This is a genomic window from Rhodanobacter sp. AS-Z3, from assembly GCF_029224025.1.
Taxonomy (GTDB): domain Bacteria; phylum Pseudomonadota; class Gammaproteobacteria; order Xanthomonadales; family Rhodanobacteraceae; genus Rhodanobacter.
Genome location: NZ_CP119392.1, coordinates 4,055,738 through 4,077,443, shown reverse-complemented (window position 1 = coordinate 4,077,443; position 21,706 = coordinate 4,055,738). Strand labels below are relative to the sequence as shown.

The following is a 21,706-nucleotide window of genomic DNA, read 5'->3' as shown; positions in this document are numbered from 1 at the left end:
GCAGGGCCTCACGAAGAACGCATGGGACGAAGGGGTTTGCGTGTCGATGGACGCGCGCGGCTTAGACGTTCGGTCAGTGACGCAATCGTGGAGGTCTCAAACAGCGCGCTTACAGGCAGCTCGACACGGAATACCGTGCGAATGCGGCCAACTAGACGCATCGCGAGCAGAGAATGGCCGCCCAATTCGAAGAAGTGATCGTGCCGTCCGACGCGCTCGATACCGAGCAGGTCCTGCCACAGGTTGGCCAGCGTGATTTCGATGTCGCCGCGCGGCGCTTCGAAACCGTGGTGGGCAAACGCGTCGCCGTCCGGTGCGGGCAGGGCCTTGCGATCCAGTTTGCCGTTGGGCGTGAGCGGGAAGGTGTCCAGGGCCACGTACGCCGCCGGCAACATGTAATCGGGCAAGCGCGTGGAAAGATGCGCGCGCAACACCGCCGCCAGATCCGCCGGGGCCTCCGTGTGGGCCACGACATACGCCACCAGCCGCTTGTCGGTCCCGCCATCCTGACGGGCCAGCACCGCCACTTCGCGGACTGACGGATGCTCGGCCAACCGCGCCTCGATCTCGCCCAGCTCGATGCGGAAGCCGCGAATCTTCACCTGATGATCGTTGCGGCCTAGGAAGACCACGTGACCGTCCGGCAAATAACGCGCCAGATCGCCGGTCCGGTACAGGCGGGCATCCGCCTGGGCCGCAAACGGATCGGGCAGGAAACGTTCGGCGGTCAGTTCCGGACGATTGAGATAGCCCAGCGCCACACCGTCGCCGCCGATGTACAACTCACCCACCGCCCCCAGTGGGACCGGCTGGCGATGCGCATCGAGCAGGTAGAGGCGGGTGTTGCCAATGGGACGGCCAATCGGAATGCTGTGCGCTTCGCGCGCATGCCCTTCAATTGTATACGTGGTCGCAAAGGTCGTCGTTTCGGTCGGACCATAACCGTTGAGCAGGCGTTGGGGCCGCGGGCCTTTGAGCACCCGTGCGATCACCGCCGGATCCAGGACGTCGCCGCCGACAATCAAGGTCTTCAGCTGCGGCAGCACCGGAGCCAGCGCCTCGGCCAGCTGATTGAACAGCGCCACGGTCAGCCACATAGTGTCCACAGCAGTGCGGCGCAGCGTATCGATGAACGCCGGGGTGGAGAGCAGGGTGGCCGGATCGATGACCACCAGGGTGCCGCCATTGAGCAAGGGTGCCCACACTTCCAGCGTTGCGGCATCGAACGCGGGATTAGCGGCGAAGGCGACGCGGTCGTCCTCGCCAAAGTGCGCATAGCCGTTGTTGCGCACCAGGCGGTTGATTGCCCGGTGCGGCACCAGCACACCTTTGGGCAGCCCGGTGGAACCGGAGGTGTACATCACATAGGCAACATCACCGGCGTCGACCTGTTGCTGCGGATTGTCGATAAGGCTGTCGCCGAGAAGCAGCTCGTCCATGCCCAAGACCTTGGCGGCGCCAGTTACTGCGACATGGCGCGTGGGGGCGAGCAGCCACGGCGCACCGGCGTCCTCAATGAGCCAAGCCTGGCGCGCTTCGGGCAATTGCGGATCGATCGGCACATAGGCGGCGCCGGTCTTGAGAATCGCCAGCTGCGCCACGATCAGATCGATGCTGCGTTCGAGCAGGACGGCCACGAAACTGCCGGTACACACCCCGCGGGCGATAAGCTGATGGGCCACGCGATTGGCGCGTGTGTTCAGCTCGGCGTAGCTCAGTGCGATGTCACCGTGAACGAGCGCCACGGCGTCGGCACGGTGACGGACCTGTTCCTCGAACAGCGCATGCACGCTGCTGTTGCGTGGATACGGCGCCTTCGTTTCATTGAAGGTTTCCAGCAGGTGCCTGCGCTCGGCGTCGCCGAAAAGACGGATTCGATCGAAAGGCTGTGTGGTATCCATGACCATTGCTTCGAGCATGTGCATGAGATAATCGCGATAGCGTTCAATCGTCGCTTTGTCGAACAGCGAGGTGGCATAGTTAAGCGCACCAGCAAGGCCTTGCTCGTCCTCGCCGAGGTAAAGCTCAAGGTCGTACTTCGCATGAGCGAATACAGGACCGCCCATCTCGACAGCCAGGCCCGGCAATGCTAATGCACCTCTGTCATTGCTCTGCCAAGCAAACAGCACCTGGAACAAGGGCGTGTGATCGAGGCGGCGTGGTGGATTGACAATGTCCACTACCTGCTCGAACGGCAAGTCCTGGTTCTCCTGTGCATCCAGTGCTACCTGCCGGACGCGCTGCAGCAGTTCCGTCAGATCGGGCGATCCGCTGAGATCGATGCGCATAGGCAGCGCGTTGACGAAGAAGCCGATCAGCGGCTCGATCTCACGCCGGCCGCGGTTGGCTGTCGGGCAGCCTACGATCAGGTCGGTTTGTCCGGACAGACGGCTGAGTACCGCTGACCAAGTCGCCAGTACTAGCATGAAGAGCGTTGCACCGTGCTGACGTGCGAGGCGTCGCAAGCCCTGTGCCATCGGGTGCGGTAGCTGTAGCGATACGCTGCCGCCAGAGAAATCCTGACGTATCGGTCGTGGTCGATCGGTCGGCAACATTAGCAGTGTCGGTGCATTGGTCAACTGACGACGCCAGAAGGCCGCCTGTCCGCTAAGACGTTCGCCGGTCAACCAGTGTGTTTGCCACGCTGCATAGTCGGGATATTGGATAGAGAGTGGCGGCAGTGGATCAGGGTGTCCTGCAATGAAGGCGGCGTAAAGCGTGCTCAGCTCCTTCAGCAGGATGCCCATCGACCAGCCGTCGGAGACGATGTGATGCTGAGTCAGCAGTAACACGTGATCGTCTTCGTGCACGTGAACAAGGCAAGCACGGATCAACGCATCGCGCGCGATGTCGAACGGCGAGACGGCTTCGTGCTTCATAAGCCGGTGCAATGCCGTGTCGGTATCGGTATGGATGGTCAGATCGACATCGTGCCATGGCACTCCCGAGCCAGCGGGAAGCAACACGGCAGTTGGTTCGTCATTTACAACCGGAAATATGGTGCGCAACCCTTCGTGACGATCAAACAGGCGATCCAAGCTACGCCGCAATGCGTCGTCGTCGAGCTTGCCACGTAGCCGTAGCGCGATCGGGATGTTGTACGTCACGCTGACGCCTTCAAGCTGCGACAGAAACCATAGCCGTTTTTGCGCAAACGACAACGACAACGTGCCGTCGCGTGCCGCCGGTTTGATCGGTGCCGCTCTGCGTGCATGACCAGGTTCCAACACGAGATGCACCGCATCGGCCAGCGCAGCGAGCGTGGCGTTGCCGAACAGCGATGCCAACGGCAACTCGACCTCGAGGCCCTGTGAAATCCTGCTAAGCAAACGTACGGCGAGCAGAGAATGGCCGCCCAATTCGAAGAAGTGATCGTGCCGTCCGACGCGCTCGATACCGAGCAGGTCCTGCCACAGGTTGGCCAGCGTGATTTCGATGTCGCCGCGCGGCGCTTCGAAACCGTGGTGGGCAAACGCGTCGCCGTCCGGTGCGGGCAGGGCCTTGCGATCCAGTTTGCCGTTGGGCGTGAGCGGGAAGGTGTCCAGGGCCACGTACGCCGCCGGCAACATGTAATCGGGCAAGCGCGTGGAAAGATGCGCGCGCAACACCGCCGCCAGATCCGCCGGGGCCTCCGTGTGGGCCACGACATACGCCACCAGCCGCTTGTCGGTCCCGCCATCCTGACGGGCCAGCACCGCCACTTCGCGGACTGACGGATGCTCGGCCAACCGCGCCTCGATCTCGCCCAGCTCGATGCGGAAGCCGCGAATCTTCACCTGATGATCGTTGCGGCCTAGGAAGACCACGTGACCGTCCGGCAAATAACGCGCCAGATCGCCGGTCCGGTACAGGCGGGCATCCGCCTGGGCCGCAAACGGATCGGGCAGGAAACGTTCGGCGGTCAGTTCCGGACGATTGAGATAGCCCAGCGCCACACCGTCGCCGCCGATGTACAACTCACCCACCGCCCCCAGTGGGACCGGCTGGCGATGCGCATCGAGCAGGTAGAGGCGGGTGTTGCCAATGGGACGGCCAATCGGAATGCTGTGCGCTTCGCGCGCATGCCCTTCAATTGTATACGTGGTCGCAAAGGTCGTCGTTTCGGTCGGACCATAACCGTTGAGCAGGCGTTGGGGCCGCGGGCCTTTGAGCACCCGTGCGATCACCGCCGGATCCAGGACGTCGCCGCCGACAATCAAGGTCTTCAGCTGCGGCAGCACCGGAGCCAGCGCCTCGGCCAGCTGATTGAACAGCGCCACGGTCAGCCACATAGTGTCCACAGCAGTGCGGCGCAGCGTATCGATGAACGCCGGGGTGGAGAGCAGGGTGGCCGGATCGATGACCACCAGGGTGCCGCCATTGAGCAAGGGTGCCCACACTTCCAGCGTTGCGGCATCGAACGCGGGATTAGCGGCGAAGGCGACGCGGTCGTCCTCGCCAAAGTGCGCATAGCCGTTGTTGCGCACCAGGCGGTTGATTGCCCGGTGCGGCACCAGCACACCTTTGGGCAGCCCGGTGGAACCGGAGGTGTACATCACATAGGCAACATCACCGGCATCATATTCGTCGGTCAGGTTCTCCACGGATGCGGACGTCGCCAGTTCAGCGATACGGAGTGCTCGTGCCCGTGCGCCGGCCGGCATTTTGCGATCGCCATCCAGCAGCACCAAATCGATCGTGGCATCATCTAGAATCCAAGCCTGACGCGTCTCGGGCAGTTGCGGATCGATGGGTACGTAACCAGCACCCACCTTGAGAATGGCGAGCTGGGCCACGATAAGGCCAATGCTGCGATCCATCAGCACGCCAACCAGACCGCCATCGACGCCGCACGCCTTCAGCTCGTGGGCGACGCGATTGGCGAACCTGTTCAATTCCATATACGAAACAGTTTGCTTGCCGTCATGCACGGCGATCGCATCTGGATGGCTCGCTACACGCTGTTCGAACAGGCGATGTACGCACACGGTTGCCGGGAACGACGCCTCGGTGCGATTCCAGGTATTGAGTACGAGGCCGTGTACGCTGGGCGAAGGCAAATCTATAGTGCTGGCAGATGGCTGGTTAAACGTCTCGAGCAGCAGTTCACGTTCTTCTGGCGGCAGAATCTCGAGTTCGCACACCGGAGTAGTGGGGGCGTGGTCGAGTGCATCGACAAGACTGAAGAGAGCTTGCCGCATGTAGCTGCAGATGCGTTCCGAGCTAAACGGGGCCACGATCTGCGCGGTCAAACCCAACGCGTCACCGAGATCTTCAACCGAAAGTATCAACGGGTAGTTGGTGCGTTCTTCGCTCCCAAGCCACTGTATTCCGGTATCGGCAATGACGTCCGCGGCGTCGGCAGGCCGCGCGGTTGCGCTGTGGCGGTAGTTAATCACCGAGCTGAAAAGCGGTGCGGGGAAGGCGACACCGCTGCATCGTTGCGCCATGGAAAGTGAGGCATGTTCGTGAACCATCAGGTTAGCCAACGCGTCATGCGCCTGGCGAACACTGGTCGCTACGTCAGTGTCACCCAGACTCAGGCGAAGCGGCAATGTATTGATGTAGAGTCCCATCGCGGTGTCGGCGCCAAAGCCGGCTTGCATGCGGCCGAAAAGGACGGTGCCAAAAACGACGTCGTTGCGTTCACTGGTGCGTGCGACCACCTGGCCCCAGGCGAGGTGACACATGCTGGCGACACTGACACCTAGGCGACGAGCCTGCGCCCGCATGCGCAGGTTCAAATTGTCGGGAAGCATGACGGTAGCTTCGCTGACGTGATGACCGTGGCGATGCGCATCGTCGAGACCGAACGGAAGCGTCGGTCCATCGATGTCGCCGAGCGTTCCGCTAAAAAACGCTTCGTGCTCACTCGGGGAGATGCCGTGGCGTGCATGAGCCACAAGATTGCGGAACGGTTGCGGTGCGCCAAGCAGGTGGCCGCCATCGGTAAGAAATGCTCGCGCCTCGGCATGCATGATGTCGAGCGTGGAATGATCGCCGATCAAGTGGTGGAGGCGCTGCAGCATGACCCAGCGGTCGTTGGTGGCATCATAGGCAACGGCGAAGCTAAGCAGCGGCGGTTGTCCGAGATCGATGCCGTGGCGACGCGGATCGAAACGCGCCATAAGCTGCGCAAGTACATCGCCATCGTCATCGCCCGCGCTCAGCGACAATTCGGTCACATGACAGCGAGCGGTACGCAAGACGAACTGCACAGGTGTTGTCACGCCTTTCCAGACGAAACCGGTACGCATGATGTCGTGGCGGTTGACGACAAATTGCACCGCTCCCAGATAATCGTCGAGCAGAGTGCGGTTGGCGAAGGCCATGCTGGCGATGGACAGGTAGGGATCACCGTCGCTATCGCTTGCGATCATGTGATGGAAAAGAATGCCTTCCTGCAGCGGCGCGAGCGCGTAAATGTCCTGAATGTTATGCACGCCACCCTGCGCGTGCTCCGCAATCCGGTCGATGTCTGCCTGCGACAGTTCAATCAGTGGCAACATGTTCGGAGTGATGCGTTCGCATCCGGGCGCAATACGATTCGGTGGGACGACGGCGCCCTTTCGCGCGCCGCCAATCGCTGTCAATCCACGGGTGAGGATGTGCTCGATCAGGTGCGCTTTATGCTCGCGGAGCGACTGTTGAAGCTCGGCCGTGACCGATCCCTTCGCTGCGGTGACAACCAGCGACTCGCCGTCCACGGCGACAGAGACATCCCTTTCTTCCAGGGCCTTCAGGAGCGCGTCGATATTCAAATCCGAATCTCCACCATTTCCACGAGTTCTTCCGCCAGCGCCGCGAGCGTGCGCGCGACAAACAGCGCGCTGATATCCACGTCCATGCCCGATTGTCTTATGCGTTCCATCAGCTGCACGACCAGCAGTGAATGGCCGCCGAGCTCGAAGAAGTTGTCATGACGTCCTATTAGATTGATACCGAGCAGTTCGCTCCAAAGTTCGGCAAGCATGCGTTCCGTGCCATCGCGTGGCGCCTCGTACTCGCGGTGCGCGTATGCCGCACCGTGTGGATCGGGCAGCGCTGTGCGATCGACTTTGCCGTTTGGCAGTAGCGGGAACTCGATGAGCGAGACGAACGCGGAGGGAATCATGTACTCCGGAAGCCGCGATGCCAGATGACGATGCAACCGCGCAGCCCGCCCCTCGTCCGTCGAATCGTCGGCAACAACCCATGCGATCAGCAAGCGGCCACCGGTACTGTCGCCTCTTGCAAGCACAAGGGCATCGCGAACGTCATCGTGAGTGCGCAATGCCGTTTCGATCTCGGCAGGCTCGATGCGGAAGCCGCGAATTTTTACCTGCTGGTCGTTGCGGCCTTCGAAAACCAAACACCCATCCGGACGGTAACGGCCCAGATCACCGGTGCGGTACATGCGCGCTCCCGGTCGCGCATCGAATGGATCGGGGAGGAAACGCTCCGCCGTCAGTTCGGGCTGCTCCAGATAACCACGCGCGATGCCATCGCCGCCGATGTAGATCTCGCCGATTGCACCCAGAGGGGCAGGGAGTCCGCTTTCGTCGAGCAGGTAGATGCGTGCGTGAGCGGCAGCGCGACCGATCGGAACGGGCAACGTGCCGGTGATCTCGCAACGCTGTGCAGTGGCCCAGACCGATGCCTCGGTTGGACCGTATTCGTTGAACAGCGTGACATCCGGGAGGACGGTGGCGAGCGCAGCCGGTAGCGAAGCTGGGCATGATTCGCCGGCGACAATGATTTCGCGCAATGACAGATGACTCTGGGCCGACAAACGCTCGATCAAAAGTGTAGCCAGCGACGGCACGCATAGCAGGCGCGTAATACCGGTATCGGCGATGGTGCGCGCGACTGCGCGCGGATCCTGAGCCTCGTCGCGTGCACTGAAGCGGACGCAGCCGCCTTCGGTCAACGTACCAAACAACCCGGCGACCGAACTGTCAAACGCAATCGACGACAACAGCAGGAAGCGTGTTTCCCTTTGCGTGCCGTAGTAGGCGTGCCGAGCGAGTGTTGAAGCGACTAAATGGCGATGTTCGATCATCACGCCCTTGGGCTTGCCGGTCGAGCCCGACGTATAGATCACATAAGCCAGACAGTCCGATGTTACCGCAACGGAGGTTGGATTGTCTGCCGGTTGCGCAGCCCATGCAGTTGATGGCGCATCCATATCGATCGTTCGAATATCCGTCGTCGGTGCGTTGGCGAGGGTTTCGCGGCCCGCGGCGTCGACCAAAAGATAGCGTGGCGTTGCGTCCGCAAGGATGTGGACAAGACGTTCGGCGGGATAAGCCGGATCGAGCGGAACGTACGCGGCGCCTGCTTTCAATGTCGCGAGAATTGCCACCGCCAGATCCACGCCACGATCCAGACAGATGGCGATGCGTTCGTTCGCACGAATACCTTGCGCAATCAGCAGGTGCGCCAGACGGTTGGCGCTGCTGTTGAGTGCAGCGTAGTCAAGGCTACGCGTGGCATCGCTTACCGCGATTGTGGTCGGATAACGTGCCGCCTGTTCTTCGATCAGGTGATGGATGCAGCGATAGGTCGAGCCGGTAAGCGCATTCGCATTGAACCCTTCTAGCACGCGAGCGCGTTCATCAGCCGGAACGAGATCGATAGCCTGGAGTGGGCGGTCTGTATCCTGTGCGATGGCCGTCAGCGCAGCAAGGAGATAATGGCGATGACGCTCGATCGTTGTTTCGTCGAAGAGCGCGGTGGCGTAGTGCAAGCCTCCCACTATGGAATCGCCTTCCTCGCCCAGGTTCAGCTCAATGTCGAACTTGACCAGGTTCACACCCAATGACGTGGGCGCAACCGTCAGGCCGGGAAGAGTGATTTCGAAAGGCTCGTTGTTCTGCCAGGAAAAAACTGCCTGGAAGATCGGCGAATGATCGAGGTGCCGTGGCGGATTAACCAGCTCCACCACCTGCTCGAACGGTAGGTCCTGATGATCCTGCGCGGCAAGGGTTGTTTGGCGGACGGCGGCGAGCCATTCATTAACTGAATGCGCACGGGAAAGGTCGAGGCGTAGCGCGAGTGTATTAACAAAAAAGCCGATCAAGCCTTCAATCGCAGGATGCTGACGATTCGCCGAGGGCGTGCCGATGACTACTTCTGTCTGCCCTGACAGTCGCGACAACACCACCGACCAGGCAGCAAGGACCGCCATGAACAATGTTGTGCCGCTGCGTTCGCATGAGGCGCGCAACGCCTTCGTCAGTGAAGGCTCGATCTGGACTGGCAGCATAGCGCCAGTGAACGATTGGCGGGCAGGGCGTGCCCGATCGATCGGCAACGTTAGCAAGACGGGGGCGTCAGCCAGCTGTGTGCGCCAATAATCATGGTGCGCGGCGAGCTTCGGGCCAGACAGACGCTTTCGCTGCCACGCGGCGTAATCTGCGTATTGCACAACGAAGGGTGCGAGCGGATCTCCGTCATCACGGACATGCGCTGCGTAGAGCGCGTTGAATTCGCGTATGAAAACGCCGATCGACCAGCCGTCGGAAACAATGTGATGCTGGGTCACCTGAAACACATGATCATCGTTGTCCAGAACTATCAGCTGAGCGCGGATCAGCGGCCCCTGCGCCAGATCGAAAGGTGCCATCGCATCGTCGAGGATCAGTCTCTGCGTTTCCTGCTCGGCATCGGTTCTGCCGCGCAGATCGATGTGGCGAAGGCCGATTCCCCGGCCAGACGGCAGAAAGCCGACTCGCGGCTGGCCGCCATCCACGCTGAATACGCTGCGCAAGGCTTCATGACGATCGAAGAGTCTGTCGAGCGTATGGGCGAGAGCCCCGTCATCTAGACGACCATGCATGCGCAAGGCGAACGGCATGTGATAGTTGGCGTTGTCTGGGTCCATTTGCGCAAGAAACCACAGGCGGCTCTGCGCGAACGACGGCACTCGGCGCTCATCGCTTGATGCGGGCACAATGGTCGCGGTGACGCTGATGGTTATGACGTCCTTGTTACCTGAAACAAGTGCGCTCATGTTTGCAAGTGAGGCATGCGCGAACAACGACGACAAGGGAATCTCGACGCCGAAAACCTGTACGATCCGGCCGAGCAGTCGCATAGCCAGGAGGGAATGCCCTCCGAGTGCGAAAAAGCTATCGAAGCGACCGACGCGATCCACCGGCAACAACTGTTGCCAGACAGCGGCCAGCCGCAGCTCCGTATCGCCTTCGGGTGCGACGTATGCCTGTCGTGCCAGTGCGTCACCGTTCGGCGCTGGAAGCGCTTTGCGGTCGACTTTGCCATTGGCGGTCAGCGGGAAAGCATCAAGTACGACAAACGCCGCAGGAAGCATGTAGTCAGGAAGACGCGCCGACAGATGATCGCGCAGCGAAAAGGCCAGATTGGCGGGCGCGCTGCCTTCCGCAATCAGATAGGCGACCAGCCGTTTCTCGTTACCGCCGTCGGTGCGGGCCATGACCAGTGCTTCGCGCACTGCCGGATGAGCGGTCAAATGACCCTCGATTTCACCAGGCTCGATACGGTATCCACGAATCTTTAGCTGATGATCGTTCCGGCCCAGGAACAACAGCCGGCCATCCGGCAGATACGTCGCCAGATCGCCGGTGCGGTACATACGCGCGTTCGCATGGGCGGCAAACGGATCGGGCAGAAAGCTCTCGGCCGTCAGTTCCGGGCGGTTGAGATAGCCAAGCGCGACGCCGTCGCCACCGATGTACAACTCGCCGGGTACGCCGAATGGCACCGGTGCACCGCTAGCGTCGAGCAGATAGATGCGCGTGTTGGCGATGGGTTGGCCGATCGGCAGGCGTTGCGCATGCGCGTCGTCGATGCTTAAACGGCACGTGGTGGCGAAGGTCGTGCTTTCGGTAGGGCCGTAGCAATGCACCAGACGCAACGACGGGTGTGCGCCGAGCACGCGTGCGACCGCGCCGGTATCGACGGCATCGCCGCCGACCAGCATCAGCCGCAGACCGCGAATCGCTTCATTGAGCTGGTCGGCAAGCTGCGCAAACAGGCCGGCGGTAAGATGCAGCACATTAACGCGCTGCGTAAGCAAGACTTCACTTAGTCCTTGCGGGCGCAGCAGCGTTTCGCGCGGGACGACCACGATCCGCGCGCCGTGCAACAGCGGCGCCCATACTTCGAGTGTGCTGATGTCGAAGGCAACGTTGCCCAGCCATGCCATACGGTCGTCGCCGTCCAGATCCGCGTGCCCCGGATCGGACACCAGGCGGTTGATTGCCCGGTGCGGCACCAGCACACCTTTGGGCAGCCCGGTGGAACCGGAGGTGTACATCACATAGGCAACATCACCGGCGTCGACCTGTTGCTGCGGATTGTCGATAAGGCTGTCGCCGAGAAGCAGCTCGTCCATGCCCAAGACCTTGGCGGCGCCAGTTACTGCGACATGGCGCGTGGGGGCGAGCAGCCACGGCGCACCGGCGTCCTCAATGAGCCAAGCCTGGCGCGCTTCGGGCAATTGCGGATCGATCGGCACATAGGCGGCGCCGGTCTTGAGAATCGCCAGCTGCGCCACGATCAGATCGATGCTGCGTTCGAGCAGGACGGCCACGAAACTGCCGGTACACACCCCGCAGGCGATCAGCTGATGGGCCACGCGATTGGCGCGTGTGTTCAGCTCGGCATACGCAAACGAACGGCCGTCATCCACTACGGCGATGGCCTCTGGATGACGAAGTACGCGCTCTTCGAATAGGGCATGTACAGGAGTGGCATGCGGGTAAGGTCTGGCGGTGGCGTTGCAGGTTTCGATGAGTTGCGTTGTTTCCGCCTGCGTCACTATCTCGAGCGCACGCACCGGCAAGTCGGGGTGATGGTCAAGCGCGAATGACAGACTCTCCAGCGCGCGCTGCATGTAACCGCAAAGGCGCTCCGCGCTGAGCGGCTCCACTGCCTGCGCAGTGAGTCCCAGACCATGACCGATGTCCTCGACAGACATGGCGATCGGATAATTGGTGCGTTCCTCTATGCTCAGCCATTCGATGCCAGCCCACGATTTTTGCTCATCGGTGTTATCGGTGGGCATGCTGCTGTGCCGATAATTCAGCATCGCGCCGAACAGTGGCGCGGGCGCGGTCACGTGACTGCAGCGCTGGGCGAGCGCGAGCGACGCATGCTCATGATCGAGCAGGCCGGCAAGACGTTGCTGCGCGCGATGCGCGCTCACTTTGACGGACGTGTCATCCATGTCCAGACGCAATGGCAACGTGTTGACGAACAGACCCATGGCACGATCGGCACCTTCGCCCGCGTTCATGCGGCCGAACAGCACGGTGCCGAAGACGACTTGTTCGCGACCACTGGTACGTGCGACGACCTGTCCCCAGGCTAGGTGACACAGGCTGGCAAGACTCAGGCCAAGGCGTTTCGCCTGTTCTCGCAAAAGATCGTTCAAGGATTGCGGGAGCATACGATGCGATTCCACAACACGCGTGCCATCGCGATGCGCGTCGCCGATCCCGAACGGCAACGTGGGCTCGTCGATCTCGCCGAGCATATCGCGGAAGAAACGTTCGTGTTCTTCCTCAGTAAGTCCGAGCTGTGCCTGCGCCACCATGTGGCGGAACGGCTGCGGTGGCGCCAGGACGGGTTCGGCTTCGTCGAGGAACGAACTCACCTCGCCGAGCATGACTTCCATCGTCGAGTGATCACCGATGAGATGATGCAGAAGCTGCACGAGCAGCCACCGATCATTGGGCTCATCACGTGCCACGACAAAACGCAGCAGCGGTGGCTCACCCAGATCGATGCGGTGATGACGTGGGTCGTAGCGGCGCTGCAGCTGCTCGCTGACCGGTCCGTGTGCCGGATCGAGATCGATCCTCTCGACCGACAGCGGCGCATGGCGAAGCACCACCTGCGCGGCGTGCGTCAGACCTTCCCACACGAACGCCGTGCGCAGAATGTCGTGACGATCGACGACGCGCTGGAACGCCCCCAGGTAGCGCTCGAGCAAGGCGTGATCGGCGAAAGCCATCTGGCCGATCAACAGGTACGGATCGCCCTCCTGGGCAAGCAGGTGATGGAAAAGGATGCCTTCCTGCAACGGCGCCAAGGCGTAAATGTCCTGCACATTGGCCAAGCCGCCGGGAACACGCGCGAGAATGGTGTCGATGTCGACCTGGGTCAGGTCGATCAGCGGCAACAGATCCGGCGTCAGCACGGTGGTGTCGGCGGCGATGCGGTTGGGTGGTACGACCACCTCGCGATGACTGCCCAGCGTGGTCGCCAGATCAGCCAATACCGGCGTGGCAAACAGCGCGCGAATACTGGTGCCCAGACCAAGGCGGCGCAGGCGTTCCATCAACTGCACGGCGAGCAGAGAATGGCCGCCCAGTTCGAAGAAGTGATCGTGCCGTCCGACGCGCTCGATACCGAGCAGGTCCTGCCACAGATTGGCCAGCGTGATTTCGATGTCGCCGCGCGGTGCCTCGTAACCGTGGCGGGCAAACGCGTCGCCGTCCGGTGCGGGCAGGGCCTTGCGATCCAGTTTGCCGTTGGGCGTGAGCGGGAAGGTGTCCAGGGCCACGTACGCCGCCGGCAACATGTAATCGGGCAACCGCGTGGAAAGATGTGCGCGCAACACCGCCGCCAGGTCCGCCGGGGCCTCCGTGTGGGCCACGACATACGCCACCAGCCGCTTGTCGGTCCCGCCATCCTGACGGGCCAGCACCGCCACTTCGCGGACTGACGGATGCTCGGCCAACCGCGCCTCGATCTCGCCCAGCTCGATGCGGAAGCCGCGAACCTTCACCTGATGATCGTTGCGGCCCAGGTACAGCAGCTGACCGTCGGGCAGGTAACGGCCCAGATCACCGGTGCGATAGAGACGCGCCTGCGGGCGTGGGTCGAACGGATCGGGCAGGAAGCGTTCGGCGGTCAGTTCCGGACGGTTGAGATATCCGCGGGCGACCCCGGCACCACCGACGTAGAGTTCGCCCACCGCCCCCAGCGGGACCGGCTGGCGATGTGCATCGAGCAAGTACAGACGCAAATCCGGCAGACGCTCCCCGATCGGACTGCCGCTGCGGGTGAGATCGGCGTGCGACATCGGCCGGTACGTGACGTGCACGGTGGTTTCGGTGATGCCATACATGTTGATCAGACGCGGCGACACATCGCCGCGGCGCGCATACCAGGGTGCCAGCATGGCCGGTTCCAGTGCCTCGCCACCGAAGATGACGTAGCGCAGCCGGTCGGACCGCGGGTCCTGCCCCTGCGCTTCGATAAACGCCTTGAAGGCGCTGGGCGTCTGGTTGAGCACGGTGACACCCTGATCGCAGACCAGGCGATGGAACTCGGGCATGGAACGCACGACATCGTGCGTGACCACCACCAGCCGGCCGCCATAACGCAGCGCGCCCCACAGCTCCCACACGGAAAAATCGAAGGCGAAGGAATGGAACAGGCACCACACATCGTGCTCATCGAAGCCATACCAATCGCGGGTGCTCTCGAACAGACGCGCAACCTGAGCATGCTCCACCATCACGCCTTTGGGCTTGCCCGTGGAGCCGGAGGTATAGATGACGTAGGCAAGATGGGCGGCGGTGAGGTCGGCAACGTGCGGGTTGCTGTCGGGCAGGCTGTCCCAACGATCGCAGTCGGCCTGCAGATCGAGCACGCACTCGGGCAGCTGCGCATCGCCGAGCGCGGCACGGCCATGGGCATCGGTCAACAGCAACACCGGTGCAGCGTCATCGAGAATCAACGTCAGGCGGTCGGAGGAATACGCCGGATCCAGGGGCACATAACCGCCGCCGGCCTTGAGAATGGCCAGCAGGCCTACGACCATCGCGATGCCGCGTTCGACACACAGGGCGACACGGCTGTCCGGGCGCACGCCCAATGCGATCAGGTGATGGGCAAGACGATTGGCGTCGCGATTGAGCGCGCCGTAGCTGATCTGGCGATCGCCGCAAACCAACGCGATCGCCTCGGCGCGGTCGCGTGCCTGCGCTTCGAAGTCCAGGTGCAGGCATCGCGTCGCATACGACGGTGCCGGACCGCCGTTGAAGGTCTCCAGCAGCTGGGTGCGCTCGGTGGGCGGCAAAACATCCAACTCGCGCATGGGCAGCCGTGGCGTTTCTTCCAACGCATGCAGCAGGCTTTCCAGTGCGCGCTGCATGGAATCGCAGACGCGTTCGGCTGATACGGCTTTTGCTACCTGTGCGGTGAGGCCGAGTGCGCTACCAAAGTCCTCAACGCAGAGAGTGATCGGATAGCTGGTGCGTTCCTCAAGGCTCAACCATTCGAAACCAGCCGCAGCCGCTGTGGATGCCTCGCCCTCGAACGCCATCTGGTTGTGCCGGTAATTAAGCAGCGCACTGAACAACGGCGCGGGCGCGGCAACACCACTGCAACGTTGCGCAAGCGACAGCGGTGCGTGTTCGTGATCGAGCAGGCCGGCGAGACTGTGTTGCATCTCATGCACACTGTCCTCGACCGAGGTGCCGCTGACATTGACACGCAACGGCAACGTGTTGATGAACAGGCCCATGGTGCGATCGGCACCTTCGCCTGCGTTCATGCGGCCGAACAGCACGGTGCCGAAGACAACCTGTTCGCGGCCACTGCTGCGTGCGACGACGCCGGCGAAAGCCAAATGGCACAGGCTGGCGAGACTGACGCCCAGGCGCCGGGCGCGTTCGCGCAGACGATCGTTAAGAGCCTGCGGCAGCATGCGGTGGCATTCGCCGACATGCGTGCCATCCAGATGCACGTCGCTAAGGCCGAACGGCAGCGTGGGTTCGTTGATGTCGCCGAGCGCATCGCGAAAGAAACGTTCGTGTTCACCGGGGGCGACGCCAAGGCGCGCCTGCGCTACCATCTGCCGGAACGGCTGCGATGGCGGTGGCTCGACCGTCGGACTATCGAGCAATAGACGTACGTCTTCGAGCATCATCTCGAACGTCGAGTGATCACCGATGAGATGATGCAGAAGCTGCACGAGCAGCCAGCGATCATTGGGCTCATCACGTGCCACGACAAAACGCAGCAGCGGTGGCTCACCCAGATCGATGCGGTGATGACGTGGGTCGTAGCGGCGCTGCAGCTGCTCGCTGACCGGTCCGTGTGCCGGATCGAGATCGATCCTCTCGACCGACAGCGGCGCATGGCGAAGCACCACCTGCGCGGCGTGCGTCAGACCTTCCCACACGAACGCCGTGCGCAGAATGTCGTGACGATCGACGACGCGCTGGAACGCCCCCAGGTAGCGCTCGAGCAAGGCGTGATCGGCGAAAGCCATCTGGCCGATCAACAGGTACGGATCGCCCTCCTGGGCAAGCAGGTGATGGAAAAGGATGCCTTCCTGCAACGGCGCCAAGGCGTAAATGTCCTGCACATTGGCCAAGCCGCCGGGAACACGCGCGAGAATGGTGTCGATGTCGACCTGGGTCAGGTCGATCAGCGGCAACAGATCCGGCGTCAGCACGGTGGTGTCGGCGGCGATGCGGTTGGGTGGTACGACCACCTCGCGATGACTGCCCAGCGTGGTCGCCAGATCAGCCAATACCGGCGTGGCAAACAGCGCGCGAATACTGGTGCCCAGACCAAGGCGGCGCAGGCGTTCCATCAACTGCACGGCGAGCAGAGAATGGCCGCCCAATTCGAAGAAGTGATCGTGCCGTCCGACGCGCTCGATACCGAGCAGGTCCTGCCACAGGTTGGCCAGCGTGATTTCGATGTCGCCGCGCGGCGCTTCGAAACCGTGGTGGGCAAACGCGTCGCCGTCCGGTGCGGGCAGGGCCTTGCGATCCAGTTTGCCGTTGGGCGTGAGCGGGAAGGTGTCCAGGGCCACGTACGCCGCCGGCAACATGTAATCGGGCAAGCGCGTGGAAAGATGCGCGCGCAACACCGCCGCCAGATCCGCCGGGGCCTCCGTGTGGGCCACGACATACGCCACCAGCCGCTTGTCGGTCCCGCCATCCTGACGGGCCAGCACCGCCACTTCGCGGACTGACGGATGCTCGGCCAACCGCGCCTCGATCTCGCCCAGCTCGATGCGGAAGCCGCGAATCTTCACCTGATGATCGTTGCGGCCTAGGAAGACCACGTGACCGTCCGGCAAATAACGCGCCAGATCGCCGGTCCGGTACAGGCGGGCATCCGCCTGGGCCGCAAACGGATCGGGCAGGAAACGTTCGGCGGTCAGTTCCGGACGATTGAGATAGCCCAGCGCCACACCGTCGCCGCCGATGTACAACTCACCCACCGCCCCCAGTGGGACCGGCTGGCGATGCGCATCGAGCAGGTAGAGGCGGGTGTTGCCAATGGGACGGCCAATCGGAATGCTGTGCGCTTCGCGCGCATGCCCTTCAATTGTATACGTGGTCGCAAAGGTCGTCGTTTCGGTCGGACCATAACCGTTGAGCAGGCGTTGGGGCCGCGGGCCTTTGAGCACCCGTGCGATCACCGCCGGATCCAGGACGTCGCCGCCGACAATCAAGGTCTTCAGCTGCGGCAGCACCGGAGCCAGCGCCTCGGCCAGCTGATTGAACAGCGCCACGGTCAGCCACATAGTGTCCACAGCAGTGCGGCGCAGCGTATCGATGAACGCCGGGGTGGAGAGCAGGGTGGCCGGATCGATGACCACCAGGGTGCCGCCATTGAGCAAGGGTGCCCACACTTCCAGCGTTGCGGCATCGAACGCGGGATTAGCGGCGAAGGCGACGCGGTCGTCCTCGCCAAAGTGCGCATAGCCGTTGTTGCGCACCAGGCGGTTGATTGCCCGGTGCGGCACCAGCACACCTTTGGGCAGCCCGGTGGAACCGGAGGTGTACATCACATAGGCAACATCACCGGCGTCGACCTGTTGCTGCGGATTGTCGATAAGGCTGTCGCCGAGAAGCAGCTCGTCCATGCCCAAGACCTTGGCGGCGCCAGTTACTGCGACATGGCGCGTGGGGGCGAGCAGCCACGGCGCACCGGCGTCCTCAATGAGCCAAGCCTGGCGCGCTTCGGGCAATTGCGGATCGATCGGCACATAGGCGGCGCCGGTCTTGAGAATCGCCAGCTGCGCCACGATCAGATCGATGCTGCGTTCGAGCAGGACGGCCACGAAACTGCCGGTACACACCCCGCGGGCGATAAGCTGATGGGCCACGCGATTGGCGCGTGTGTTCAGCTCGGCGTAGCTCAGTGCGATGTCACCGTGAACGAGCGCCACGGCGTCGGCACGGTGACGGACCTGTTCCTCGAACAGCGCATGCACGCTGCTGTTGCGTGGATACGGCGCCTTCGTTTCATTGAAGGTTTCCAGCAGGTGCCTGCGCTCGGCAATCGGCAAGATGCCCAATTCGCGCAGCGGTGACAGTGGATGTGATTCGAGCGCGTCGAGGAGGTTCTCAAGCGCACATTGCATGTAATCGCAGAGATGTTCCGGGTCGAGCGGTTCGACTGCCTGTACGGTCAAACCAAGCGCATCGCCCAAATCTTCCACACACAACGTAAGCGGATAGTTCGTGCGTTCGCCCGCGTCGAGCCAGGTGATGTCACCGAGCGAATCGGCAACCGTCGCCTCATCAGCAGCGGAACCATCCTGATGACGGTAATTGAGCAGTGCGCCGAACAGCGGTGCGGGCGCGGCGACACCGCTGCAACGCTGCGCGAGCGACAGCGACGCGTGCTCGTGGCGAAGCAAATCCGCCAGACTCTGCTGGGTACGCTGCAACGCGGCCTCGACGCCCGTGTCGTCAATATCCACCCGCAGCGGCAACGTATTGATGAACAGACCCATGGCGCGATCGGCGCCTTCGCCGGCGTTCATGCGGCCGAACAGCACGGTGCCGAAGACGACTTGTTCGCGGCCACTGGTACGTGCGACGACGTTGGCGAAAGCCAGATGGCAGAGGCTGGCAAGACTCACGCCTAACCGTTTGGCGCGATCGCGCAAACGATCGTTCAGCGACGCGGGCAACATGCGGTGGACGTCGCCGACGCGGGTGCCATCCAGATGCACGTCGCTAAGGCCGAACGGCAGCGTGGGCTCGTCGATGTCGCCGAGCGTCGTACGGAAGAATCGCTCGTGATCCTCGGTCGTCACACCAAGCCGCACCTGCGCAATGAGGTTGCGGAATGGTTGCGGTGGCAGCAGCGCATCGCCTTCGCCACGAAGGAAGGCTCGAACCTCGCTGTTGAGTGTTCGCAATGAGGATACGTCGTCGATCAGATGGTGCTGCAGCTGTAGCAGCAGCCAGCGATCATTGGGCTTATCACGTGCCACGACAAAGCGCAGCAGCGGTGGCTCACCCAGATCGATGCGGTGATGACGTGGGTCGTAGCGGCGCTGCAGCTGCTCGCTGACCGGTCCGTGTGCCGGATCGAGATCGATCCTCTCGACCGACAGCGGCGCATGGCGAAGCACCACCTGCGCGGCGTGCGTCAGACCTTCCCACACGAACGCCGTGCGCAGAATGTCGTGACGATCGACGACGCGCTGGAACGCCCCCAGGTAACGCTCGAGCAAGGTGCTGTCGGTAAACGAAAGCTGGATCACTTGCAGGTACGGATCGCCTTCCTGGGCAAGCAGGTGATGGAAAAGAATGCCTTCCTGCAACGGCGCCAAGGCGTAAATGTCCTGCACATTGGCCAAGCCGCCGGGAACACGCGCGAGAATGGTGTCGATGTCGACCTGGGTCAGGTCGATCAGCGGCAACAGATCCGGCGTCAGCACGGTGGTGTCGGCGGCGATGCGGTTGGGTGGTACGACCACCTCGCGATGACTGCCCAGCGTGGTCGCCAGATCAGCCAATACCGGCGTGGCAAACAGCGCGCGAATACTGGTGCCCAGACCAAGGCGGCGCAGGCGTTCCATCAACTGCACGGCGAGCAGAGAATGGCCGCCCAGTTCGAAGAAGTGATCGTGCCGTCCGACGCGCTCGATACCGAGCAGGTCCTGCCACAGATTGGCCAGCGTGATTTCGATGTCGCCGCGCGGTGCCTCGTAACCGTGGCGGGCAAACGCGTCGCCGTCCGGTGCGGGCAGGGCCTTGCGATCCAGTTTGCCGTTGGGCGTGAGCGGGAAGGTGTCCAGGGCCACGTACGCCGCCGGCAACATGTAATCGGGCAACCGCGTGGAAAGATGTGCGCGCAACACCGCCGCCAGGTCCGCCGGGGCCTCCGTGTGGGCCACGACATACGCCACCAGCCGCTTGTCGGTCCCGCCATCCTGACGGGCCAGCACCGCCACTTCGCGGACTGACGGATGCTCGGCCAACCGCGCCTCGATCTCGCCCAGCTCGATGCGGAAGCCGCGAACCTTCACCTGATGATCGTTGCGGCCCAGGTACAGCAGCTGACCGTCGGGCAGGTAACGGCCCAGATCACCGGTGCGATAGAGACGCGCCTGCGGGCGTGGGTCGAACGGATCGGGCAGGAAGCGTTCGGCGGTCAGTTCCGGACGGTTGAGATATCCGCGGGCGACCCCGGCACCACCGACGTAGAGTTCGCCCACCGCCCCCAGCGGGACCGGCTGGCGATGTGCATCGAGCAAGTACAGACGCAAATCCGGCAGACGCTCCCCGATCGGACTGCCGCTGCGGGTGAGATCGGCGTGCGACATCGGCCGGTACGTGACGTGCACGGTGGTTTCGGTGATGCCATACATGTTGATCAGACGCGGCGACACATCGCCGCGGCGCGCATACCAGGGTGCCAGCATGGCCGGTTCCAGTGCCTCGCCACCGAAGATGACGTAGCGCAGCCGGTCGGACCGCGGGTCCTGCCCCTGCGCTTCGATAAACGCCTTGAAGGCGCTGGGCGTCTGGTTGAGCACGGTGACACCCTGATCGCAGACCAGGCGATGGAACTCGGGCATGGAACGCACGACATCGTGCGTGACCACCACCAGCCGGCCGCCATAACGCAGCGCGCCCCACAGCTCCCACACGGAAAAATCGAAGGCGAAGGAATGGAACAGGCACCACACATCGTGCTCATCGAAGCCATACCAATCGCGGGTGCTCTCGAACAGACGCGCAACCTGGGCATGCTCCACCATCACGCCTTTGGGCTTGCCCGTGGAGCCGGAGGTATAGATGACGTAGGCAAGATGGGCGGCGGTGAGGTCGGCAACGTGCGGGTTGCTGTCGGGCAGGCTGTCCCAACGATCGCAGTCGGCCTGCAGATCGAGCACGCACTCGGGCAGCTGCGCATCGCCGAGCGCGGCACGGCCATGGGCATCGGTCAACAGCAACACCGGTGCAGCGTCATCGAGAATCAACGTCAGGCGGTCGGAGGAATACGCCGGATCCAGGGGCACATAACCGCCGCCGGCCTTGAGAATGGCCAGCAGGCCTACGACCATCGCGATGCCGCGTTCGACACACAGGGCGACACGGCTGTCCGGGCGCACGCCCAATGCGATCAGGTGATGGGCAAGACGATTGGCGTCGCGATTGAGCGCGCCGTAGCTGATCTGGCGATCGCCGCAAACCAACGCGATCGCCTCGGCGCGGTCGCGTGCCTGCGCTTCGAAGTCCAGGTGCAGGCATCGCGTCGCATACGACGGTGCCGGACCGCCGTTGAAGGTCTCCAGCAGCTGGGTGCGCTCGGTGGCGCCAAGCAAGTCAATCGCTGCAACGGCTTGTGTAGCATCGGTCGCCATCGCTTCAAGCATGGCAACGAGATAATCGCGCTGCCGCACAATCGTGGCTTCATCGAACAGCGCGGTGGCGTAACTGAAGCCACCCTCGATCCGTCCGTTGACCTCGCTTAGGGTCAG

At 62.7% G+C, this 21,706-nt stretch carries 2 protein-coding genes (1 of these 2 only partly in view); both read right to left on the bottom strand.

Features of this window, described 5'->3' with window-relative positions:
• Positions 1–8: 8 nt before the first annotated feature.
• Positions 9–6,488 (bottom strand): non-ribosomal peptide synthetase, encoded by a 6,480-nt coding sequence (locus PY254_RS18040; protein ID WP_281013431.1) that lies wholly within the window; start codon positions 6,486–6,488, stop codon positions 9–11.
• Positions 6,489–6,736: 248 nt separating this feature from the next.
• Positions 6,737–21,706 carry the 3' portion of a non-ribosomal peptide synthase/polyketide synthase gene (locus tag PY254_RS18035; protein WP_281013430.1) on the bottom strand. The gene runs 4,506 nt beyond the window's last position, so only the last 14,970 of its 19,476 coding nucleotides appear in the window; its start codon lies off the right edge, out of view — the gene reads right to left on this strand; it ends in the stop codon at positions 6,737–6,739.